This is a genomic window from Vibrio sp. D54 (assembly GCF_021728075.1).
Classification (GTDB): domain Bacteria; phylum Pseudomonadota; class Gammaproteobacteria; order Enterobacterales; family Vibrionaceae; genus Vibrio; species Vibrio alginolyticus.
In genome coordinates this window covers 89,525-113,107 of record NZ_JAKKCS010000001.1, presented here as the reverse complement: position 1 = coordinate 113,107, position 23,583 = coordinate 89,525, and the positions used below count along the sequence as shown (strand labels likewise).

The window sequence follows — 23,583 nt, the reverse complement described above, 5'->3', positions numbered from 1 at the left end:
AAATCAAACTACTGGAAATAATAGAAAGCCTCTAAACTCTGTACAACCTAAATTTGAAAGGATGAGTTATGAGTGTTTTCGACACGTGGTTAAAAGGTCAAGTCATTAAAGATCACATCACTAATCCCAATATCATCGTTGGCGATTACAGCTATTACTCGGGCTTCTATCATCAAAAAAGCTTCGAAGAGCAAGCAGTACGCTACTTGTTGGGTGACCCCGTCACACTTCAAGAATGGCAAAGTAGAGAACCCAATAGCATCGACAAATTAATCATTGGCAAGTTTTGTTCCATCGCTTCTGGAGCCACCTTCATGATGGCAGGAAACCAAGGTCATCGCATTGACTGGATTTCGACCTTCCCCTTCTCTCCTGAAGAATTTGGAGAAGGCGTACAAGACGGTTTCGAGCGTGCCGGAGACACGGTGGTGGGGAACGATGTTTGGATTGGCAGCGAGGCGATGATCATGCCCGGAGTAAACATCGGCGATGGAGCCGTCATCGGAACACGCACCGTAGTGACGAAAGACGTGCAACCTTATTCTGTGGTGGTTGGAAACAACCAAGTCGTACGTCAACGATTCAGCGATAAAGAGATTGAAACTCTACTCAATATCCAATGGTGGAACTGGCCAATAGAACACATTAAACAAGCAATGAAAGTAATGTGTAGCAGCCAAGTCGGTGCGCTTGCGGACTACTATCAAGAGCACATTGTCGATTTGTAGATAAAAAAAGCCCACACATCTTGTTGCGACGTGTGGGCTCAGTGAGTAAGAAAGCTTAAACCGCAGCGACGTCCTCTTCTTCCAAGTTCGCCGAGACTTTAATTTCGTATTGATTGAAACGGAACGAACAACCGCCATGAGTGCGCTTTGTCGTTACTTGCTCGTCGCCAAACTGCACCGTCACGCGTGTGAAGACACGCTCTTTGGCTTCGACAATATTTTTTTCTAACGCGACTTCAAAGTCGTGTTCCGTTTGTTCTAGCTTTTGCTTTATCGCTTCAAGCTGCTCGTTGTTTTGTGTTTTCATCACATCAATCTGAGCTTGTTCTTCGTCGGTACGTTCGGCTTTAGGACGTTTCTTAAATTCGAGCTCTTTACGAATCACATCCATCGTGCCTTCTTGAGCGCGTTTGTATTGTTCTTTAAGCTCTGCTAATCGTTCCTTAAATGCAGAATAGCGTGCGAACGCTTCTACCTTAGTGGCGGTGTCGCCTTCTACGCCCAATTGTAAGCACACCACTTTGCCACCGACTTTTGCATCTCCGCCGCTGAGCGTGCCGTTCCTACCGTTCGCGTCTAGCACCGTCAGATTGCGCCCACAAACAATATCGTTATTCATGCTGTGCACCGCCAACTCAATATCTTCGCCGGCTTGCAAATCACAATATTGGGCGTAGCTGGCACGAATCGAACCTTTGGCTTTGACGTGACAACTCTTTGGCTGGCCATCACTCACGGTGTGGCCAATGATCCCTTTACCAACTTGGATGTCGTCTTGCGCTTGTACGTCAGCCGATTCAATGAAGCCGCCTACAGTAATAGAGCCCGTCGCTTTAACAATCATGCCAGATTCAATGTTGCCACCGATAATCACATTCCCTTTGAATTTCACGTGGCCTGTATTCACGCCAACGCTATTGAGGCAGAGTGCGTTATCAACTTCGATGGTTTTGTCTTTAATCAGAGGCGTACCGGATACCGATGCAATCAATAGGTTTGGGTCTTGCTTGCTTATCTCAGTGCCTTTGCCCGGCTTCATTGGGCTGTCTTTTCCGGCTTGTGGAGGAATCACTCGCCCTTGAACAGTAAAACCAGGCGTGCCTTTGGTCGCAGGCGTGCGGCGCATCACCTCATCGCCTACGCCAACCGCGATAGTTTCACCGAGATTACGTAAATCAATTTTGTCACTAGCAGATTGGCCGTCTTTGGGTTTGAGGATGCGTTTGGTGATGTCTTTAACAAGAGGAGTAAAAAGAGCGTCTTTGCCTTTGATAGGTTGCTTACCAACCGCTACAGGTTGAGAAAAAGTTTCGCCGGGTTTGAGCTGAGTGCTGACAACCAACACTTTCTTCAAAGCCAGTTTGTTGATGCCTTTCGAAACTCGCGCTTGAGCAAGGGCTTGAACAATCTCGGGGCCACGTAAACCTCGGCCTCCGTACGCACCGACAACGTTCATACTGGCGAGCATGTCATTATTCGATAATTCAACCTCAACTTGCGCGTTGCGTTTTTCTGCAATGACGATGCCTTCGTAAGCTTCAGCTTTACGTTCTTTGGCGCAGTTAATGAATCTCACGACTTCCCCCTCTACAATAAACATCTTTTCAGCGTTCATTACGACGAGCTGCTCGTTTAATTCATTTTGATTTAGCTCACCACCGAGATCCACTTCCCCCGGAAGACGGGCTATCACCTTGGTCTTATCTTCAGATAACTCAAGACACAGCTTCCACATACCCTTACCACTTTGCTTCCCATCAACACTTTCAGTCTAACCAAATCCGTTTTCTGAACAAACCTCGCATTTCTTATTATAGGGCTCACGTCACTAAAGAAAGTAATCCATCAATAACTGTTAAACAGCATATTAAGAGAAAACTCGATTTAACCTAAAGCTCAATCAAAATACACGCTGAAACAAAAAGGAGCTGGATTTACAGTGTAAAATCAGCTCCCAATAATTTCATTTACAGTGTAAATTTCCCTTTATTGTTTACAGTGTAAATCGCTCCAAATGTGTCTTACTTCGTCCCTTAACTGCTGCTCAACTTGCCTTCTTCCAGGTAAACCAAATTGCTGAGCACATTCAGTCCAACTACGGTTAAGAAAAAGCTTACTGATCATCAAGTCGGAAGCGGAGTTCAAACCTAAGTTAAGTAACCACTGCTGAAGCCAAGCAGACACGGACTCATAACTGTTACCACCATCAGCATAGCATTCAATTAGTAATAACTTAGCGGGATGAAGTGGACTCATTCCCAAAGGTTGCGGTAATAGAGCTCGAAAAATAGAGGCTTCTAATTTTGGATAGACGTCAGCCACATTGTTAGACAACATTTCTTCAAATAGCGCCTGAGATTGGTCGACCCAAACCGTCTGTTGGGAATCACAAGGTTTGACCATCAAGACTGAATAACAACCGCTAGCAGCATCGCGCATTGACCCTAAGCGAATTGTACGGAAGTTCGATTGTCGCCAGAAATAGAGCAGCTCTTCCGTCGCACCAAAACTCGTGGATAAGTAGGCAATGTGTTTAGCAGCCATTTGCTCAAGTTCCTGCAGAATTTTTTGACCAATGCCTTTGCCTTGCAATGCTGGATGAACCGCAATTCTCATGACTCGCAGCGTCGATAGATTCGCGACATTCGGGAATCCTAGGTGGTTTGCAATCGTAATTGGGGCTAAGTGTCCTTTAGGACGACGCTTACCAAGCTGGATTTCTTCAACCAATTCATCGTCAAGGCCCCCCTCTTCGACCGCTAATATCACCCCCACAACCGCATTATCTTGCTTAGCAAAATAGAGCTGACTGTTGTCGTCTTGCAAAAGGTGAATCAAATCATTCGGAGAGGTCTGATAATGAGCATTCACCAAAAGAGCGAAGCACTCACGCAGCAAACTAGGCTGCGATATCAAATTGTTCTTATCGGCTTTAGAAAGGGAAATTGAGTCGACCTGCTTAAGTTGATGGTGCGTTAACTCCGCATCCAACAAAAACGCGTCATAGAGCCATGATTCAAGCGCATCATTCATGCTCCAGCGGATGGGCTGTGTCATGTGCCATGTTTTCATTACCGAACGCTGTTTCTGAAGCCAATCAACAAATTTAATCGTAAAGCCCCGGCCACAACCTTCATAACCATGAACAGTCGTAGAAAAAACGAGTCGATGATAATGTTCGGTAATGCTTTTGAGCATAGGAACTGGAATTGCAGCCGCTTCATCGACAAATAACAAATCACACTCAGGTCGACTCAATAATAGTTCATCTGGAGCAATAAATTGAATGGCTCCCTGCCCTGATTCTAATCTGTCCTTCTTAATACGCTGTGCGCTAGGGAGTAAACGTAAAGCATGTTGGTAAACAGGCTCAACGGCTTTTATAGATGGTGCCGTAATTAAGATTCTAAGCGGCTTCTGCTGTAATAAGTTCGCACACGCAATTCCGAGGGCACTTGTTTTTCCACGTCCACGATCAGCGGTCAAAACTAACGGTCGCTTTCGATGTCCTGTCACCACCTTTTCAATTAGAGAAATGGCATGTTCTTGTTCCGTGTAGTGGCTTTCTTTTTCTGCTTGCTTGATGTCTGGAGCCGTTGGCAATGGTTTGTCTTGCTCAATAACAACGAGCTTCTCCCATTGTTTGTGCATCCATTGCTGAGCAAAATTCGCATTTTGTCGCGACTCAGTAATGACAATAAGAAAACCGCCGCCAACCAATGAGCCAAGCGCGGCGGTAAAACTATTGGCGTCAAAGCCATTTCGAGCATCAAACAATAGAACGTCACACTCTCTGCCTAGCAACATGTGTCCTTGTTTAGACGAAACACTGGATACGTTTTTCAAACCAAAATCACCAACAGAAAACCAACGTTGATGGCGCTGCGTTTTATGGAACTCTGACATTAACGCATTTTGCCAAGAAGCCTCGCCTTGAATGACAACACCAATCCTTTGGAAAGATTGGTGAGCTTGATGTTGAAGTGATGAAAGGAAATCAGATTGTGTCTGCATTTTGTCTATCCAACGTTGAACTGACGCAATGGTATCACATCTTTAATTTGACGCTTCTGAGATATAAAAAAACCGCCCGGAGGCGGTTGATTCAATCATCATTTGTTATTGCAGTTTGGTTTGTACAAACGCAAGAATCTCTTCCATTAAGCTGTCGTCAACTTTCTTCAAGTTCAACGCCAGGCTGCTACCTTTTCGGCTATAGCTTGCTCGACCTTTAACTAAGTCGACTTTTTCCGTCTTCTTACCAGGTTTTGCTGGTGCAAGTTCAGTAATCCAATTTTCGATGCTTTCCGTGACTTCTTTTGTCAGACGAGCGACGCCTTGAGCTGTGCTTCGCTGCCATAAAAACCCTTCGCTAGAGCGACATTTATCTAACAGCTCTTGCTGTTGCTCTGGCGTTAGCGTTGAAAACTGTTTGTGCAGTTTCACGATTGTTGGACGACCGAGATCGCCAACATTCGGATACGCTTGAAGCAGTTCTAACGGTAATGCTGCGGCTTTTAAAGCGCCACTTACCAACGCTTCACTGCACTGGAACATTTTTGCCAATGCTTTCTGATCCTCAGCTTCACCACTATCAAGCTTAGCTTGCATCTCTTTACCTTTTTCGTATAAAGAGAGCGGCTTGTGAGCATTTGCCACATCAGACAAAAACTTAGCATGGTCAGTATTGATGTTGTCAGCAACATAAACCAAAAAATCTTGTTCAGCGAGGATACAAGACATGCGACGACGGCTACCATCTAAAACTTCGATCTTGCCATCTTCAGTTCTACGACCCACAGCTGGATATTGTTGGCCACGCTCTTTGAGTGTGGCTAAAACATCAGATAAAGCATGTTCGTTTAAGAACGATTGCTCACGAGCGTTATCAACAAATACTGTTGTTTCTGTCGCAACTTTATTTGCGGGAATACGCACAAGTTCAAACTGAACAATATTTTCACCTGCAACTGCTAGTTCAATCGTTTGAGCTTTCTCTTTTGCCGCAGTTTGCGCCTCTTGCGGAGTCACAACACGACGCTTATTCGTTTTGCCAAATAATTTCGCGTTTAATTCAGACGTTTTCAAAGCCATTTACTTATTACCCCTGATTCAATGACGGCCAATTAGAGTGCAGCACACGCTCTAATTCCAGTGCGCTTTTATGAACAGCGTCTTGCGCGGTAGCTAGTGTCTTCTTACCGCCTTCAAAATCGCTTACTGTCAGATCAAATACTGTGCTATAGGTATCGGCACAGGTTTCAAACGCACGGCTACGAGGAATAGTAGCCATCATAACTTGGTCACCTAGAAGATAGTTCATTTCAGTTAAAACAGAAACTTGCTTCTTATTGTCGTCCTCAAACATGGTTGGCATCAAGCGAACAAACTCAAGACCATTCCAGTCCTCCGGGAACATTTCATATACCGTAGGCAAATGCTGGAAGAAGTTTACTGTTGAAGCCCAGTCCAGACGCTTAGCCGCACAAGGAATTAGCAAGGCATTTGATGCATACATAGCATTCCATACTAATGGGTCAACGTGTGGACCGGTATCAATCATAATGATATCGAAGTCATCAGCAATTTTATCAATCAGTTGCTCTTTCAGCAGACGGACGATATCGAGTGATGGGTCTTCAGATAGCGTTTGCCATGCTTCCGCATTAAACATCGCGTCTTCTGGAAACGCTGAAATCGACTTTAAGTTCGGATATTGCGTTGGCAGCAATACGTTTTTACGTAAGAATTCACTGTCAATTTCCACACCATCTGGCACGTTACCCAACATAATGTCTACCGCAGAATAGATATTATCATGCTCTGCCATGCTGATTTGCGGGTTGAGGAATAAACGTAGCGAGCCTTGTGGGTCTAAGTCGATTAAACAAATACGGTATCGTTTATCCAAATTTAGCGCTAAACATGCCGCTAAATGAACCGCGGTCATTGATTTACCTGTACCGCCCTTTTGGTTCTGCACATTAATAATCCAAGGTTTGTTACCTGAATTCTTTTTACGCTCATGAAATTTAGGCACTTCAGCCGCATCCATGAGCATGTGTGCTTCTTCTAACGTAATTGAATAATGATTCGCGTTGTTTTTGGTAAATTGATGCCCAGCGGCTTCCATTTTACCAATCGCGTCGTCGAGCTTACGGCGAGTTAGACCAGAACGGGTTTCCATCATCGCTTTCGACATTGGTGGGAAGTAGTTATCGCTTCGCTCTTCTAAAACAATTTCAATACGGTCAGCTTGAACCTGCTGAGTCAGCTCCGCTAACTCAAGAAGGTTTTCAATCGTTTTTTCTCTTTTCATGCCAAATTCCGTTGGAAGGATTTATAATTGCAATTGTACAGCAGTAAAGACCAAAAACAACAAAAAGGTGCACGAACATTTTGAATAACCATCACATAAAAAAACACCCAAATCGACGCTTTTATGATTTATGGTCAAAAAGATAACTATTTTTAATCAAATAATCTTCTCATAAGTGGACACCTAAACTTAAAAATAAAAAGTGTTACAGCGTCACTCATTTACAATGTAAATCAATTTTATACCGGAACGATTATAATCTTAAGCTAAATTACGGATTATGTTAGACCAACCTAATTTAAACGAAAGATAGTAAGTAATATCGGAACAATAAAGACCTGAACACCTTGATCATGTCTCCGAGCAAAATAGGGCAGTTCCAGCGAAACATCTATGGAAGTATGATCAAGGTATACTTATGATCATGCTTCCGTGTTAATAAACAAATCCGAAAGCATGATCATGGAAAAATAGAGCAGAATACGGTGTAAACACGCAAATAAAATAAGATCCATTAATCGGAAATATGATCAAGCCTTAGAATCTGTCGGAAGCATGAGTTTTCTTCTCTGATTTACGGTTGAGTGCAGACAGAATGGGGGATTGAGCAGAAATTGACGGTATAGAAGCCGGAACAATGAAATTGCTCAAGTTGCTATGATAAATCACGCTCTCATGATCATGCTTCCTGTAAATAAGCAGAGACTAGGATTTACTTCTAAATATGAGCGACTTGAATGTATTTTAATCAGATGAGTGATATCTCATCAATATGGGCGCCAGAACGATAGATATATTGGCTCTTGATCATCGATCCGAGTATAAATAACATCACCAATGCACAATATAATCATCGTGAAGATCATTATTAAATACTGCATCTGTGGATAACCTGTAAAAACATCATGATCATCGTTTCAAGACTCTTTTGATCATCTTTTCATAACCTTAATGATCATGCTTACGAATAAATATGATCATGCTTTCAGGTTATTGTTGATCATACTTTCAGACTTCTTATGATCATAGTTCCGAAATACATGGAAATAATAGTCTTATAGAACAAAAGCTTAGCGAGAAATTTCAAGCCAGATCATTAGATCATATAATCAATTAAGATCAGATTAATCAAAAAGATCAGTTATTTAAAAAACAATCTTTTTTCTTTATTTATGATCTGTTTTTCTTTATTCTTCGGAACCATAGCACAACTACGGCTAGTGTGATCTGGATCTAAAATGACGGCTGATGAAAAAATTCTGATTAAAGCACCGAGAAGCCACAAAGATGGCCATCTTTTTGCGGTACATGAATCCTCTGCGGATTGGGTAGAGCAGTACCAACATTTCAAAGGGGTGACCAAAAGCATCTTAGAGTTGCTTAATCTGATCTCATTACGAGGCTTCAGCAGCAAGGATGGTTTGGTTTCAACCACAGAGATTGTGGAAGCAACAGATGGGCAACTCACACGCGCAGCCCTGCAACAACGTTTGCGCGCGGCAGTAAATATTGGTTTATTTACTCAAACTCCAGTGCGTTTTGAAGAGGGACTTGCTGGTAAAACGATGCTACATAAATTTGTGAATCCCAATCAGCTTATATCTGTGTTGGGAGCAACAAGTCTTGTTACCGACAAAGTTCGCCAGAACGAGAAACAAAAACGTTCGAAAGCATTGGCTCAGACTCAAGTAAACAAACGTTTGTTGAATGAGCACGGGTTAAACACACCTCCCACGATGAAAGATGAAGCCGATCAATTTGTTGTATCTCCAACAAATTGGGCTGGGATCATTGACCAAGCACTTGCGCCACCAAGAACTCGAAAAAGTTATCAGAAATCCATGGTGTCGATCTCTGGCACAAAAGCCGTTATCGAGACGCGATCATCCAAAAATATCATGACTGTGGATGATCTCATGACCCTGTTCGCTCTCTTCACGTTAACGGTTCAATATCATGATCATCACAAAGATCAGTATCAGCTTGATGCGGCTCACGTACCAAACAAAACGCCGCTATACATCACTGATATTTTGTCGCTCAGAGGCAAAAAAGACAGTGGCCCAGCTCGTGATTCCATTCGCGATAGCATTGATCGCATTGAGTTCACTGATTTTCAGCTCCATGAACTTACTGGACGTTGGCTAAGTGAAAACATGCCAGAGGGCTTCAAAAGTGATCGTTTTCGTTTTCTTGCACGAACCATCACAGCCTCTGAAGAGGCACCTGTGGAGGGAAGCGATGGTGAAATTCGTATCAAGCCAAACTTATATATTTTAGTTTGGGAACCTTCGTTTTATGAAGAGCTGTTAACGCGCGATTATTTCTTCTTGTTTCCGCCAGAGATCTTGAAACAACATACGTTGGTGTTTCAACTGTACTCTTTCTTCCGTAGTCGCATGGTTCGTCGTCACACGGATTGCATGCTACTGAGTGAGTTAAATCAGAAGCTTGCACGTAACATTGAATGGCGTCGGTTCTCCATGGATCTGATCCGTGAGCTGAAACGCTTGTCAGACGGCAAAGGGACAGACGATCTTTTTGTGGTGAACTTATGGGGCTATCACTTAACGATCGAAACTATGATCGAGAATGATAAAGTGATGGATTACCAGATCGACATCAAATGTGACGTCGAAGAGGTGCTGCGTTACTCACGTGCTCGTACAACCAACGCAGGCAAGCGCAACATGGCGCCTACGCTGCCAAACCCGCTTCGTAATGAGATGGTAACCCGACAGCAGCTTGAGGAGCTCTCAGGCATCATAGACGGCGAATTTGAGCCAATTCAACGCAAAGCACCGTCTCCAAGAGGAAATTTAGGGCGACGCGTGAAGCAAAGAAAACATTTGGTAGAGATCAATGCTGATGAGATCACCATTACTCTATCTAAATATACCTCACCAGAGGCTCTAGAACGCAGTATAACGGCTTTGTCTGCGATGACAGGGCACTCGTATGCCTCAATCAAAGAAGAGTGCTCAGATTACATAGAGAAGCTCGATTGGCTAAGGGTAGGGGATGAGCCGATTCCTTATGAGACATTAAGTAAAACCGTCGAGCTGTTTAACACCCAGAACGATGTTAAGCATCTTACCATCGAGCGCTTGATTGCGGGGTTAGCGGTGCGTCGGAAAGTTTGTCGTCAAATCTTCGATGGTCACATGGATGAAATGGTATTTCGTGCCTTGGATGAAATGGCGATTTAAAAGTGTCGCTTGATGTGTATCAAGCTATAGGTGTGATGTATCGGTTTGAAATGTAACAATGTCTTTCGATGATAAAAAACAGACTTAACTCTAACAAACCACTGACATTAGAAGCCAAGCCTAATACTACTATTTATCCCGAATAGACAACCTTTTGTCCTTTCTGATGATTAATAGATTGGCTCATATTGTTACATTCATTCTGAATAGACTTCGCGAGTTTCTCCTCAGGAAACTCGCTTTTTTTTGCCTAAAATTCCGCTAATTAAGCCTTGATCATTTTTCCGGACTAATGAGGTAAACCTTGATCATGCTTCTTGGATTCATTCCAGTGTAATGAACGCATCAACGCAACATGTGATTCGATTAAGCTATGGGCTTGTTCCTGCCACTTGTTTTGATCACACTGCTGATTACAAAACTCTAACGCCACAACGGTGAGATGCTGAAGTCGTCTCAAACACCAATCTTTGATCAGAATATCAGTCGAGACTTGGCATGCTGCTTGTTCAAGCTTTGCACTCGTATAAAGCAAGGTTTGATATGCTTTCTGAGGGTCTTGGTACCTTGCATGTTGAAACACGCGTAAACATCCATCCAACCAGCAAGCAATCGCTTTACTTTGAAGATCACTCAATTCGGGTCCAAACACGTCATCAGGCACCTGATATAAGATCGTTTCCAATTTTTCTACTTGATCATGTTTCCGCTGTTCGTACCACATGGCGATTTGATCTTGCCAAGTACTCAAATCCATTACGCTGCCTCAGTCCATTGTTTTACATAGTGATTTGGCCCTATTTGATCAAATTCGTCGACAATTATGCTGCTACGTTGACGAATTTCATCGGCATCTATCGAATAGTTTGGCTCATTTTTCACTAAGTTACCAAAAGGTAAGTCAGGATCAGGAACGGCAGAAATCAACAGCTTAGTATAAGGATGCTGCGGATTCTTAAGTATTGAATGAGTGTCGCCCCATTCAACGATTTGCCCTTTGTACATTACTGCGGTTTCTTCCGCGATGTAGTGCGCAGTCGCCAGATCATGAGTGATGTATAAAAAACCAATTCCCAGCTCTTGCTTCATTCGTTGCATTAAATTCAACACTCCCAAGCGAATAGAAACATCCAGCATAGACGTAGGCTCATCCGCAAGAATGATTTGCGAACCTACCGCTAAAGCCCTTGCTAAGTTTACTCGCTGACGTTGCCCACCACTGAGTTCGTGAGGGAACTTATTCAATGTCTCTTCAGGTAGTTCCACCAGCTTTAGGAGCTCTTCCAAGCGGGCTGGGATGTCGCGCTCGTTTTTGACTTGTTTATGAATTTTTAAAGGACGTGTTAGGTGATGGCGAATGGTATGAGTTGGATTGAGAGAGCCAAACGGATCTTGAAACACCATTTGTACTTTACTGCGATATTCTTGTAGAGCCGATCGTGACGTGATCTCATTTATGTCAGTGCCATTGAAAAGGATCTCGCCTTGCGTTGCAGGGTAGACTTTGGTTATTAAACGAGCGCAAGTACTCTTACCGCAGCCTGACTCTCCAACCAAAGCCAAGGTTTTTCCTGCGTACAGATCAAAAGTCACTCCTTGAAGCGCACGAAAGGTTTCCTCTTTCGCTAAACCACCGCCCACTTTGAATTCTTTAATCACATTTTTCATTTGGATGATAGGCTGGCTCATGGTTACGCTCCTTGTAACTCTGGTTGTTTGTGGACGTCATGGATGTTTGGGAAAGAAGCCCATAGCTTTTGCGTGTAGGGGTGTTGAGGATGATTGCGTATATCGTATGCTCGATTGACTTCGACGATTTCTCCGTGACGCATGATTGCAATTCGATCACATAGTTGGCTCATGAGTGCCAGGTCATGAGTGATAAAGAGGACTGAAAAACCGAACTCATCTCTAAGCTGATAAATTTGTTGTAAAATTTCTCTCTGTACCACTACATCTAATGCTGTTGTGGGTTCATCCATAATGATCAGTTTTGGATTTAGAGACAAAGCAATGGCTATCACCAACCGCTGACGCATTCCTCCTGAAAATTGATGAGGATATTCTGCTAAGCGTTCTCGAGGAATATTGACCAAGTCCAACAACTTTTCTGCTCTATCTTTTGCTTGAGCGTTAGTGAGGCCTTGATGATGTCGTAACACATCTGCAAATTGCTCTTGTATCGTTAAGACAGGGTTGAGTGAGTTCATCGCGCTCTGGAACACCATGGCGATTTCACTCCACCTTAGAGCGGTCAGTTCAGAGTCTGAGATACTAAGGATATCTTTGCCATCAAACCATATTTTACCGCCAGAAATGAACGCTGGCGGCTTATGAAGACGATTTATTGAGAATGCGATTGTGCTTTTACCACATCCAGATTCACCGGCAAGACCAAATACTTCGCCTTTGCCGATATCAAAGCTGACGGACTTTACCGCATTAAAATCACCATTATCAGTGATGTAATCGACGCACAAATCTCGGATCTGGATGACCGGGTCATTGTGGTATGCATGACTTAAGTTAATACCATCCATATAAACACCTTACCAATCTAAAAGATAATTATTATCATTATCAGGTGTGACGGTTTTTAGAAAGTATCAAACCATGAATCAGTGAAGTGACTCGAAAGTTAGGTGAAACAGGAAGTGGTGTAATGCGTCGTTGATAAAACTAAAGAAGAGCAGAATTGAGAGCTAGATCAGCACACTTTTCGTAGGGGGAATTACTCAAATTTAATCGTAAATTTGTCCCTTGGCAAAACTTAAATGATGAATCTATTAAGGAGTTAACGAAAGGGCGGGAGGGGTCACATTTCCCTACAGTTTTTCTTACCACCTTGTTCCGGTTTTGCTATAGATTACGCATCGAAAACATGGTGTGTTCGGAGGAAATATGTCCATTAATTCTATCGACCATGACGAGATGACCAACATCGCTCACAAATGGGAATTACCTGATGAGGAAACCGTTGTGAAGCCAGAGAAAACAGTGAAATCAGCAGAAGCCAGAAGACGCATTGAAGCGTTACGTGAGATCCGTGAAAGTGGGTTGACCATTGAAGAAGCAAGGGAGCTTGGCTTGATACACTGATCGCCTCAGGTTGGTTTAGCAACCCATAGGGTAGTCGACGGACTGCCCTTTTTATTTTTTTACTCTCTTATTCAAACTCGCCATTTATCTGTCTTGCGCCTCAAAAGCACGAGTTTCACACTCACGTCCCGTCCCGAAGAAGTTTGACAATCTGACCTTGTGTTACTAGATATATCAGTAGCGATATGCTTTTTGTTGATTATCGCAACCACAAAGCAAGGAGCGCAAGTATGGTTGATCAAATCCTTTTTTATGAGCCCGATGAGCCCCACGGTTTTCTCTCAAATTTTTGCCATGCCCCAGTCAATATATCCTCCCAAACTTGGCCCACCAGTGAACATTATTACCAAGCCCAAAAGTTTCTCGATGCTCAGTTGCAAAGTAAAATTCAGCACGCAAGCACCCCTGATGAAGCGTTTGCTTTAAGCCGTAAATACGAACACTTTGTCAGAAGCGATTGGGACGATATAAAGTTGGCTGTTATGGCTTTCATCGTTAGGGAAAAGTTTCTACAAAATCCACCATTAGCGCAGCAATTAATGAGAACGGGTAACGCTTGCCTAACAGAGCATTCTCATAAAGATGCCTTTTGGGGAGACGGGGGAGATGGTAAAGGAGAAAATCATCTAGGAGAGATTCTGATGAATGTGCGGGCAGAGCTGAGACATGTTGAGCCTTACAATCTCGTGAAGTTTATCGATAAAGCCAAATTGCCCACCCAGTGGGGCACATTTATGATGTACGGCTTTATTGAAGCCGCGACAAATAAAGAGCATCTTGCTCTGGTCTATGGTGAGCCAACAAAAAGTGCAGCACCACTTATTCGGTTGCATTCGGAGTGTCTTACCGGAGATGCTCTATTTAGCACGCGTTGTGACTGTGGTTTTCAGCTTAATAGAGCGCTACAAAACATCGTCAAAGAGGGATGTGGCGTGCTGCTTTATTTACGTCAAGAAGGGCGTGGAATCGGCTTGATTAATAAAATTCGTGCCTATCACTTACAAGATGATGGCGCAGATACCGTGGAAGCAAATGAGCGTTTAGGTTTTGCCGCTGATATGCGTGATTACGCGTTCTGTAAAGGAATGCTAGAGCATTTGGGGATTGACGCTGTGCGTCTAATGACGAATAACCCACGCAAGCTCGCCGCCTTAAAAGCGGTTGATATTAACGTCATTGAACGAGTGCCATTACAAGAAGGGAATAACCCAAGTAATCAACATTACCTGCAAACCAAGGCGAGTAAATTGGGGCACATGTTTGATCCTAAGTTTGTTAACCACACTAAGTAAGTGCTACAGATTTCCCAGAAACAAAAACGCCAACGTATCATCGTTGGCGTTTTTGTTAATGAGTTGATTCATTGATACTTTTGAATGATTTCATCAATTTCCCCTGAGGCTTTTAATTCAACGAGTCGTGTATTGATGTAATTTTGAGTTTCTGGTTGCATTTGAGGTGAAAAAGCCAGGTAGATTGAGTAGTCAGGAATAACCGAGCTGAAAGGCTGTATCTGAAAATTCTCTAACGGCAAATTGAGTCGCTTTAAGTTGTAAAGGACTCGGGATTCCATCTCGACAAAAGCTGTATCTCCAGGGGTTCGGCTTATCACTCGGTATGCGGCGTTGTAGTCTTTCACACGCATTTCATTGACACTGCCATTTTCAAAGAACGGTGTTAAATTTGGATAATCAAACCCCAGCAGTAATACAATAGAACGACCATGCATCGTATCCATATTTTTGAATTCTAAAGGCTTCTCGCTACTCGACACCAGTACATGTTTTACAGTGTAAATGGGCTCCTCAGATAAATTTTCCGATTGCACCTTGCCCCAGTTCGGGCTGCCATAAGTTAACCAGTTTGGCTCAGCGCCTTCTTCCAATATGGAAATCATACGTTTAAATGGATAAGTATGATAATTCACTTGGTAATCCGACTCCGCGAAGATAGCGCTGACGATATCGGTCACAATTCCGGAGTGCATTTGTCCCTGTTGTTCAATTTGAAATGGTCGAGCTTGTTCAGCAATGACGTAATAGTTCACTTGATTTGCGGTCACATGAGAACTTACAACAATTAAGCTAAAAGCCAATCTAAGTAGAAGTCTTTTCATCGTATCCTCGATTATTATTTGTGCGTAGCTATATTTAGAGTAGCGCAAGTTTATCGGAGCGGTTTCATATGGATGAAAAAGAGCGATCTCAACGTCGTTTTAGTATCGGTAACCAACTTATGTTGGCGGTATTAACGTTGAGTTTAATCTTTACGGTCATCATTTCTACAGTGAGCTTATATCGAGTTTTTCACGAAGATTTAGCCCATTTAGATGTTGAATTAAAGCAGGTTGAGTCTAGCTATTTATCGAGTTTTTCTGCGAGTTTGTGGGTAGAGGATAGGGAGCTGTTGCTGACACAAGCTCAAGGTGCAATGCGTATGCCCTCGGTGGACTACTTACGTATTGCTAGTGAAGACGAAGTTATCATTGAATTAGGTTCGGCGCTTTCTGAGGATATTGTCGAGAGAAGCTGGCCGATGCAGTATCGGGTCGGCGATAAAACGTATGATCTCGCGATATTAACGGTTCAATCGGATCTTAGCGCGATATATGAAGATCTTTGGCAGCAGTTCTTTTTTCTAATTACGACAGAAGCGATCAAAATTCTTGTCCTCATCATTGGTGTTCTTTGGGTGGCGTTTCGCTTGTTGGTCAATCCGTTACAATTGCTGTCTGGTGCGGTGAGCGATTTTCGTGGCGGTACAGTGCCGAGTAAAGTGACTCTCCCTAAACGATGGTGCTTTGATGAAGTGAGTGTTTTGGCAGAGAAATACAACCGAAGTGTTGAGAAAGTGAAAGAGCACCAGACTGAGTTAGAGGCTGAACGCGATAGGGCAGAAGTCGCTAATCGTAAAAAAAGTGAGTTTCTCGCCACTATGAGTCATGAGATCCGCACACCGATGAATGGCATTATTGGTGTGTCGTCGTTGCTCAATGACACCGACCTCGATCCCCAGCAAAAAGAGTTTGTAGAGATCATTGACAGTTCTTCTCACTCACTAATGACGATCATCGACGACATTTTGGACTTCTCTAAAGTTGAAGCTGGTAAAGTAGAGCTGGAATACACGAGCTATGATCTTCGGGAGCTACTTGACGATGTCATCAGTTTACATAGTGTCAAAGCCAAGCAGAAAAACTTACAGCTGCTCAGCGATATTGATCCTCACTTGCCAATGGAAGTGCAAGGTGATGCCACACGATTGAAACAAGTTCTGAACAATTTGTTGAGCAACGCGATTAAATTTACCGAGCGCGGCCATGTGAAGCTTCTTGTAGCGTTATCTCGACTTGATGGAGAGACCGCTCATATCCGGTTTCGAGTTGTGGATTCTGGTATTGGTATTGCGAAAGAGCACCAACAAGCAATCTTCGAACGCTTCCAACAAGCTGATGGTAGTACCACCAGAAAGTATGGTGGGACAGGGCTTGGTTTGGCGATAGCTGCACAGTTGGTTAACTTGATGGGAGGGGAAATACAACTAACAAGTGAGCTTGGGCTGGGAAGCTGTTTTGAATTTTCGATTCCTGTTGCTGTAATAAATGCGCAATCGACCTATACCGACCAACTTAATGTATTAGATTTCCCGAAAGCGGAAGACAACGAAATCAGCCCTCAAGATAACGATAAACCCTGGGTATTGGTTGTTGAAGATACCATCGTCAATCAGAAGGTAGTTCGCATCATGTTAGAAAAACTGGGTGTGCGAGTGAGTGTCGCCAACCATGGCGAAGAAGCATTGCAGCTGTGTGATCAGCAGCCTTTCGATTTGATTTTTATGGACTGCCAAATGCCTGTGATGGATGGGTTTATTGCTACGGAGCGAATTCGAAAAATGGGAGAGTGGGGGAAACACGTTCCAATTATTGCGCTAAGTGCCAATGTCATTAAAGAGGATCAGCAACATTGCTTCGATGTCGGGATGAACGAGTTCGTGGCTAAACCCGTTACCAAGACTCGATTACAACAAATATTCGAACAGCATTTACCAAAAGCACTGAAAATCAGCGCTGTGCCTAAATAGTTAACTTGAAATCGATCAAGTTAAGTGCGTTTCTATTCTGTAATTGTAACTCTGTGTGATATAGTGCCCGGCTAGTATTTAAAGTACCTTGAGGCTGTGAATGTCGTTTAATCTATCCCTATTGCCGCCTGACGAAAAAAACAAAATCGAACTGGATAAGCAGGCGTCGTTTTTGGTTTGGAAGCTCAGAGAGGCCAAATCTGGTCCTGAAGCAATAGAAGAACAGTTGTCCAAGATTAACGATGCTGATGAAAAGGCGTTTTTCCAGCAATCGGTCGAAAAGTACAAACGAGTAATGGGTGTCGCTTAACGCGAACCGTGGCAATGGTTCAATCCAATGCGACGAATGAGGTAACCTCCCTATTCCTTTGCTAAGCGAAATTGAAAAGGTTTCGCTTTTTGCTAAAATCCTTCGCATTAAATTTGAATTTAGAGAGACATCCCGATGGGAAGAAGTTTTGAAGTGCGCAAAGCCTCTATGGCGAAAACTGCAGGCGCGAAAATTAAAGTTTATTCCAAATACGGTAAAGAAATTTACATGTGCGCGAAAAACGGTGGTGGTGATCCAGACATGAACTTGTCTTTGAAACACCTGATCGCAAAAGCGAAAAAAGACCAAGTTCCTGCGCACGTTATCGATAAAGCGATCGACAAAGCGAACGGTGGCGGTGGTGAAGACTACACTCCAGCACGTTACGAAGGCTTCGGCCCTGGCGGTACTAGCGTTATCGTTGACTGTCTAACAGACAACGGCAACCGTACTTTCCAAGATGTACGCCAATGCTTTGTGAAAGTCGGTGCGAAAATTGGTGTTGAGGGCTCGGTTTCTCACATGTTCGATCACCAAGCGGTATTCCAGTTCAAAGGCGACGATGATGAAATCATCCTAGAAACGCTAATGATGGAAGACGTAGACGTTACTGACGTTGAGCTAGAAGACGGTGTTATCACTGTATTCGCACCTCACACAGAATTCTTCAAAACAAAAACTGCGCTTAACGGTGCATTCCCAGATCTAACGATCGATGTTGAAGAAATCACATTCGTTCCTCAAACTCATACGCCTGTATCGGGTGAAGATGCTGAGAAGTTCCAGAAATTCCTAGATCTTCTAGATGACTGTGATGATGTTCAGCAGGTTTACCACAACGCAGAGCTGTAATTAATTCGCTCATATCGTTGTAAAAAGGCTTCCTCAGGGAAGCCTTTTTTTGATCGCTTTTTCTCAAGTAGAGCTATGCGTTACGATATTTGGAATAACACAGCGACATGATTACACCAAAACAGATACCTTGAGTTAGCATCGCCGTGCCGCCATAGCTAAAGAAGGGAAGTGGGCTACCCATTACTGGCAACAAGCCACTCACCATGCCCGTATTGATAAAAGCATACAGAAAAAAGCTCATCGCTAATGCGCCACTTACCAGCCGACTAAAAAAGTGGTCAGACTGACATGCAAGCAACATAACGCGTGCAGTAATAAACAAGTACAATCCGAGTAAGACTAAACTGCCAACAAAGCCCCATTCTTCCGCATAGGTCGAAAAAATAAAGTCCGTATGACTTTCTGGAATAAAGCCAAGTGTTCCCTGCGTTGCATTCATCCAACCTTTGCCTTTCATACCGCCTGAGCCAATCGCAATCAAAGATTGGATGATTTGGTAGCCCGACCCCAGTGGATCGGACTCAGGGTGCAAGAACTGTGTTACACGGCTCTTTTGATAGGTTTCCATAACGAAGAACCATAAAATAGGTGCTAACGTTAAAATGCTCGCAATAAACCCGCAGATTATTTTCCAGCTCATGCCAGCCAAAAACAAAACGAACAATGCATAAATGATGGTAAAAACTGCACCGTCTAAATCCGGTTGTAGCGCGATTAACCCGGCAGGAATCATTGTAATAAGTAAGCAAAACGCAATTTTCCGACTGTTTGGTCGACCTCCTTCAATATGCAGCATCCAGGCGATCATGATTGGAATGGAAAGTTTGATTAGCTCAGACGGTTGAAAGCGGAAGAAGCCGATATCGAGCCAACGTTGAGAGCCATTGGTGCTATAACCAAATAAAGCGACAGCAAGTAGCAGCGCAACCGCAATAATGTAGAGATATGGAGCTGAGCGCTGATAGCTGGACGCTGGAATCGAGGACATGACCAAGATACAAACTAATGTCAGTCCGCAGCGCGCCAAATGTTTGAAGAGCATCGCCTTATTAAAGCTACTGGCACTCCAGAGAGTGAGCGAACTTAACAGCATGATCGGAATGATCGCCATGAGTAGTGGCAAATCAACTCTTGGGAAATAACGCTTATTCATTTTCAACGACCTAATAACGCACCTATTTTGAGTGCGAAAACAACTAAAACTCGAAGAGTTCAAACTATTCCGATGCTAAGAATCTCGATTTGGAAACAACAGACACCATGCAAAGGTGTGTAAGAAAGGAGAGTGCGACACTGTCTGTTATGGGTAGCTGTCGGATGGATAAATACACTAGCCTCAGATTTTAAGCCAGTGTTTTTATTGTGACTGCCGTAAAAATGTAGAGTTACGAATGAGCGGAATTGTATTTTCTGTTTAAGTGAATGTCATTCATCCTCTCTCAATACCATTCACTCTGCATAACTGCCATTGGTCGCATGCAAAAGCAGCGTGCGACCTTCTCCCTTAATCTGAAACCATCAAATCACGTTCAACTAAGGACAGTACATGATGGTTTCTCAATCTCGCTCAATCAAAGCTCTTAAACTGGCAAGTACGTTTATCGCCGCATTTGCACTTAGCAGCAATCTGGCTCTGGCTAACCCAAGCGAGCGCACACTCAGTCAATTCAACCAAGCGGCGCAGGGTGACTCTGGCTTAGTTGATACTGTTTATGGCGAACTATCCAAACAACTCGAAGAGCAGGGCGCAACGCCGGTGACCTTGGTTTACTTGGGCAGTGCTGAGACGTTGCAAGGTCGTGAGGCGTTTATGCCTTGGAACAAGATGAAGTTCACCGAGCGCGGTCTTGCCACAATCCAAAAAGGTTTGGATCTAATGGCGAATCAGCCAGTTCCACTGCAAGAGCAACAGCGCTTACAAGGCTTGCCGGAATACCAATTAGCCACTGCCATGGCAGCCACTACGTTTACCTCTCTGCCAGACATGTTCAATCACTTTGAGCGTGGCTACGAGCTGTACCTTTCATTGCTCGATGAGCCGAGTTTTAGCCAACAACCTTTCGCGGCTACTTCGTGGATTTATCGCTACGCCATTGAAGCAGCACTACGCGCTGAAGATGTCCAACAAGCCAAAACATGGTTAGCGCAAATGGAGAAGTTGGGTGACAGCAATTTAGAAACGCAAACCGCGAAAGCGCTGCTAGCGAAATAGTAGGGAGGCGTCATGATCGTTTTTAATCAACTTAGCCGCGATTACGCCCTTGGCAGCCAAACCGTGTGTGCATTGCGAGACGTGTCTGGTGAAGTATTTGCCGGCGAAATGGTGGCATTGTGTGGACCGTCGGGCTCAGGCAAAAGCACCTTACTTAACGTGCTTGGCATGCTGGATACTCAATACCAAGGTCAGGTGACATTTGCAGGCAGCCCATACCCAACCGGACAAATGCAGGCGGCGAAAATACGCCGAGAAAAGCTTGGTTTTGTGTTCCAAAAATTCAATCTTGTCCCCGTGATGACGGCGCTAGAGAACGTGGCGTATCCGCTGCATCTCAAAGGCGTTTCAAAAGCAGAACAAACCGAGCTCGCCACACAAATGCTAGAACACGTTGGCTTGGGTGAGTTTATTCATCACATGCCCGATAACTTGTCGGGCGGTCAGCAGCAGCGTGTGGCAATTGCTCGTGCGTTAGTGCACAAACCAGCGTTGGTGATCGCTGATGAGCCAACCGCAAGTCTTGATAGCCAAACTGCCAACAAGGTCATCGACATTATGAAAGGGCTCGGACACGAGCTTGGCACCACTTTTATCGTCGCAACACACGACCCTCGTATGGCATCTCGCTGCGATCGAACCATTGAGTTGGTGGATGGCAAAATTACTCAAACGCACGCAAGTGTGGAGGAGGTTTCATGGGCAAGCTAATTCCCGTTTCGGTTCGCCTTGCTTGGTTGAACCTGCAACGCAATCGCCGTCGCAGTTTGTTGTCGATGTTGATCATTGCCATTGCCGTGTTTGCGTTAACCAGTGCGGGCGGTTTTGGTCTGTACACCTACGACAGTTTGAAAGAGTCGACAGCACGTGACACGGGGCATCTGACGTTAACCACGCCGGGTTATTTCGCCAAAGAAGAAGAGATGCCGCTGAGTAACGGTTTAACTCATGCCGACGACATCACCAAGCAATTGATTGGGTTGAATGAAGTGCGAGGTGTGCAGCCTCGAGTTGAGTTCAGTGGCTTGATTTCCAACGGCAACAAGTCGTCGATCTTTATCGGTATTGGCGTTAACGAACGCGAATTCGATATGAAAGGACCGTTTTTAGACGTGCGTGAAGGGCAGACGCTGTCCAACATTCATGCATCGCGTTATGACCCAGCAGAGCCGGAAGTGATGCTTGGCGTTGATTTGGCGAACAACTTAAGCGTACACGTTGGCGATTGGATTACCTTGCTGGCGACCACAACCGACGGTGCATTGAACGCGTATGACTTCAAAGTTCGTGGCATCTACTCAACTGGCGTGCCAGAGCTTGATAAACGCCAGCTTTACGTGCACATCAACAGCGCGCAATCGCTGCTCGGTTCAGACAAAGTCAGTGCGTTATCGGTCTTCCTGTTCGATACCAGTTTAACGAGCCAAGTCGAGCAACAAGTGGCTTCGGTTCTGAGTAAGCAAAAGCAGAACTTTGGTGATCAAGATATTGAGATTACGCCTTGGCAAGAACGTGCGTTCTTCTATCTCAAAGTGAAAGATTTGTACGACCGCATCTTCGGTATCATGGGCGCAGTAATGGCGTTGGTAGTCTTTGTCGCGCTGTTCAACACCATGACCATGTCGGTAACGGAACGCACACGTGAAATTGGCACCTTGTCAGCACTTGGTAGCTACCCTCGCGAAATTATTGCTGGGTTCTTGCGCGAAGCAGGGTTACTTGCCGTGATTGGCAGCTTAATCGGTGCTTTGTTTACGGCGCTAGTCACCGTCTTACTGATGGTCGTGGATGTGCAAATGCCGCCACCGCCAGGACGAACAGAAGGTTACCCATTAACGATTTACTTCTCTTGGGAGCTGGTGGCTATAGCTGGACTCGCAGTATTGATGATTTGTTTGGTTGCGGCGTTTTTCTCGGCACGCAAAGGGGTGAACAAGCCAATTACGGAGGCACTGATTTATGTTTAATTTCAAATCACTATTACCAATTGCATTGCTAACGGTAACTGGCGTTGCAAGCATGAATGTCAGTGCGAATGAAACAGCACTAGATGCACAGCAAGTTGCGCAATTGATTGAAAAAGCCGACAGCTACCGCTTGCAAGATGACTCCTCCAAAGTGGTGTCACTGGTGCGCTTATATCAAGACCAAGAATTAGATAAAACTCGCCTTTACCACGTGTACACGCGTCCAAATCGTGAATCGCTGGTGGTATTCAAATCGGCGGTTGAAGCAGGGCAAAAGATGTTGATGATGGGCGATAACTACTGGCTGCAAATGCCAAAGAGCCGCCGCCCGATTCGCATTACGCCAATGCAGAAGTTGCTTGGGGAAGCGTCTATCGGCGACATCTCAACCCTGACGTGGAGCCAAGATTATCAAGGTGAATGGAAAGCGACAGAAACCGTTTCGGTGAACGGGGAAAGTGTCGCAGCTTATCATCTTGCTTTAACCGCGAAAACCAAAGGGGCGAGTTATCAGAAGATCGACTTATGGTTGTCTGAGCAAGATGCGTTTCCAATTAAAGCTGATCTCTACTTGCGCTCTGGCAAACTCGCCAAGCAAGCGCAATACGGACGTGCAAGCGATAATGGCGAAGACTACGTCAGTGAGATGACCTTGCTTGATAGCATTCAGCCGAGCAAAAAGACCGTTATCGAGTATCAAGAAATCGTGCCTTGGCAACTGGATAACAAGTTTTACAACCCAAGCTATTTGCCGAAAGCCAACACGACTCAGCTTTAGTCTGAGCTTTGCAAATAGAAGCA

At 44.2% G+C, this 23,583-nt stretch carries 20 protein-coding genes; 11 read left to right on the top strand and 9 right to left on the bottom strand.

Going from position 1 to position 23,583, the window contains the following annotated elements; all coding sequences use genetic code 11:
* Window positions 1–68 precede the first annotated feature (68 nt).
* Window positions 69–728, top strand: a complete 660-nt coding sequence (gene catC / locus L3V37_RS00565) for a type C chloramphenicol O-acetyltransferase (RefSeq protein ID WP_154204102.1) — start codon at window positions 69–71, stop codon at window positions 726–728.
* Between the two features lie 55 nt (window positions 729–783).
* Here catC and L3V37_RS00560 read toward each other — a convergent pair whose 3' ends face one another.
* The 4 genes from L3V37_RS00560 to L3V37_RS00545 all read right to left on the bottom strand — a co-directional run bounded on the left by L3V37_RS00560 (window position 784) and on the right by L3V37_RS00545 (window position 7,047).
* Complete coding sequence (locus tag L3V37_RS00560; RefSeq protein ID WP_237305630.1) at window positions 784–2,463, bottom strand: DUF342 domain-containing protein; 1,680 nt, start codon at window positions 2,461–2,463, stop codon at window positions 784–786.
* Between the two features lie 251 nt (window positions 2,464–2,714).
* Window positions 2,715–4,742: a tRNA(Met) cytidine acetyltransferase TmcA gene (locus tag L3V37_RS00555; RefSeq protein WP_237305629.1), complete on the bottom strand. Its 2,028-nt coding sequence runs from the start codon at window positions 4,740–4,742 to the stop codon at window positions 2,715–2,717.
* A 105-nt stretch (window positions 4,743–4,847) separates the two neighbouring features.
* A complete protein-coding gene (locus L3V37_RS00550; protein ID WP_237305628.1) occupies window positions 4,848–5,822 on the bottom strand; it encodes a ParB/RepB/Spo0J family partition protein in 975 nt (324 codons plus the stop codon).
* 7 nt (window positions 5,823–5,829) lie between these two features.
* Window positions 5,830–7,047, bottom strand: coding sequence for an AAA family ATPase (locus L3V37_RS00545; RefSeq protein ID WP_005374503.1), 1,218 nt, complete (start codon window positions 7,045–7,047; stop codon window positions 5,830–5,832).
* Between the two features lie 1,238 nt (window positions 7,048–8,285).
* Between L3V37_RS00545 and L3V37_RS00540 the strand changes: the two genes are divergently transcribed.
* Window positions 8,286–10,256: a replication initiator protein RctB domain-containing protein gene (locus tag L3V37_RS00540; RefSeq protein WP_237305627.1), complete on the top strand. Its 1,971-nt coding sequence runs from the start codon at window positions 8,286–8,288 to the stop codon at window positions 10,254–10,256.
* Window positions 10,257–10,545: 289 nt separating this feature from the next.
* On the opposite strand, the gene L3V37_RS00535 is transcribed toward L3V37_RS00540, so the two are convergent.
* The 3 genes from L3V37_RS00535 to L3V37_RS00525 are packed head-to-tail and all read right to left on the bottom strand — an operon-like array spanning window position 10,546 to window position 12,796.
* Window positions 10,546–11,013 carry a transcriptional regulator gene (locus tag L3V37_RS00535; protein WP_065275567.1) on the bottom strand — a complete coding sequence of 156 codons (468 nt, stop codon included), beginning with the start codon at window positions 11,011–11,013 and terminating at the stop codon, window positions 10,546–10,548.
* Window positions 11,013–11,945: an ATP-binding cassette domain-containing protein gene (locus L3V37_RS00530; protein ID WP_053350124.1), complete on the bottom strand. Its 933-nt coding sequence runs from the start codon at window positions 11,943–11,945 to the stop codon at window positions 11,013–11,015. The genes L3V37_RS00535 and L3V37_RS00530 overlap by 1 nt, the downstream gene beginning before the upstream one ends.
* A 2-nt stretch (window positions 11,946–11,947) precedes the next feature.
* The gene (locus L3V37_RS00525; RefSeq protein WP_005374497.1) at window positions 11,948–12,796 is read right to left on the bottom strand and encodes an ABC transporter ATP-binding protein; all 849 of its coding nucleotides are present in this window, start codon (window positions 12,794–12,796) and stop codon (window positions 11,948–11,950) included.
* 361 nt (window positions 12,797–13,157) lie between these two features.
* Between L3V37_RS00525 and L3V37_RS00520 the strand changes: the two genes are divergently transcribed.
* Window positions 13,158–13,355 carry a PA3496 family putative envelope integrity protein gene (locus L3V37_RS00520; protein ID WP_005374493.1) on the top strand — a complete coding sequence of 66 codons (198 nt, stop codon included), beginning with the start codon at window positions 13,158–13,160 and terminating at the stop codon, window positions 13,353–13,355.
* Window positions 13,356–13,585: 230 nt separating this feature from the next.
* On the top strand, window positions 13,586–14,647 hold the full coding sequence (gene ribA, locus L3V37_RS00515) for a GTP cyclohydrolase II (RefSeq protein WP_017635221.1): 1,062 nt from the start codon (window positions 13,586–13,588) through the stop codon (window positions 14,645–14,647).
* A gap of 68 nt (window positions 14,648–14,715) precedes the next feature.
* Here the strand turns inward: ribA and L3V37_RS00510 are convergent, their stop codons facing one another.
* Complete coding sequence (locus tag L3V37_RS00510) at window positions 14,716–15,471, bottom strand: ABC transporter substrate-binding protein (RefSeq protein WP_005374490.1); 756 nt, start codon at window positions 15,469–15,471, stop codon at window positions 14,716–14,718.
* Between the two features lie 68 nt (window positions 15,472–15,539).
* Here L3V37_RS00510 and L3V37_RS00505 point away from each other — a divergent pair, with 68 nt between their 5' ends.
* The 3 genes from L3V37_RS00505 (at window position 15,540) to L3V37_RS00495 (ending at window position 18,600) form a co-directional block, all read left to right on the top strand.
* Complete coding sequence (locus tag L3V37_RS00505) at window positions 15,540–17,438, top strand: ATP-binding protein (RefSeq protein ID WP_237305626.1); 1,899 nt, start codon at window positions 15,540–15,542, stop codon at window positions 17,436–17,438.
* A gap of 100 nt (window positions 17,439–17,538) precedes the next feature.
* Complete coding sequence (locus L3V37_RS00500; RefSeq protein WP_005374484.1) at window positions 17,539–17,748, top strand: DUF3283 family protein; 210 nt, start codon at window positions 17,539–17,541, stop codon at window positions 17,746–17,748.
* Window positions 17,749–17,883: 135 nt separating this feature from the next.
* Window positions 17,884–18,600, top strand: coding sequence for a YebC/PmpR family DNA-binding transcriptional regulator (locus L3V37_RS00495; RefSeq protein ID WP_005374482.1), 717 nt, complete (start codon window positions 17,884–17,886; stop codon window positions 18,598–18,600).
* A gap of 73 nt (window positions 18,601–18,673) precedes the next feature.
* Here L3V37_RS00495 and rodA read toward each other — a convergent pair whose 3' ends face one another.
* Complete coding sequence (gene rodA / locus L3V37_RS00490) at window positions 18,674–19,756, bottom strand: rod shape-determining protein RodA (protein ID WP_237305625.1); 1,083 nt, start codon at window positions 19,754–19,756, stop codon at window positions 18,674–18,676.
* A 393-nt stretch (window positions 19,757–20,149) separates the two neighbouring features.
* On the opposite strand from rodA, the gene L3V37_RS00485 reads away from it, so the two are divergent.
* The 4 genes from L3V37_RS00485 to L3V37_RS00470 are packed head-to-tail and all read left to right on the top strand — an operon-like array spanning window position 20,150 to window position 23,560.
* Window positions 20,150–20,815, top strand: a complete 666-nt coding sequence (locus L3V37_RS00485; RefSeq protein WP_053303974.1) for a hypothetical protein — start codon at window positions 20,150–20,152, stop codon at window positions 20,813–20,815.
* 12 nt (window positions 20,816–20,827) lie between these two features.
* Entirely contained in the window at window positions 20,828–21,526 is a 699-nt protein-coding gene (locus tag L3V37_RS00480; RefSeq protein ID WP_237305624.1) for an ABC transporter ATP-binding protein, read from the top strand.
* Complete coding sequence (locus L3V37_RS00475; RefSeq protein ID WP_151515219.1) at window positions 21,514–22,782, top strand: ABC transporter permease; 1,269 nt, start codon at window positions 21,514–21,516, stop codon at window positions 22,780–22,782. The genes L3V37_RS00480 and L3V37_RS00475 overlap by 13 nt, the downstream gene beginning before the upstream one ends.
* Window positions 22,775–23,560: an outer membrane lipoprotein-sorting protein gene (locus tag L3V37_RS00470; protein ID WP_017821055.1), complete on the top strand. Its 786-nt coding sequence runs from the start codon at window positions 22,775–22,777 to the stop codon at window positions 23,558–23,560. The genes L3V37_RS00475 and L3V37_RS00470 overlap by 8 nt, the downstream gene beginning before the upstream one ends.
* Window positions 23,561–23,583 lie beyond the last annotated feature (23 nt).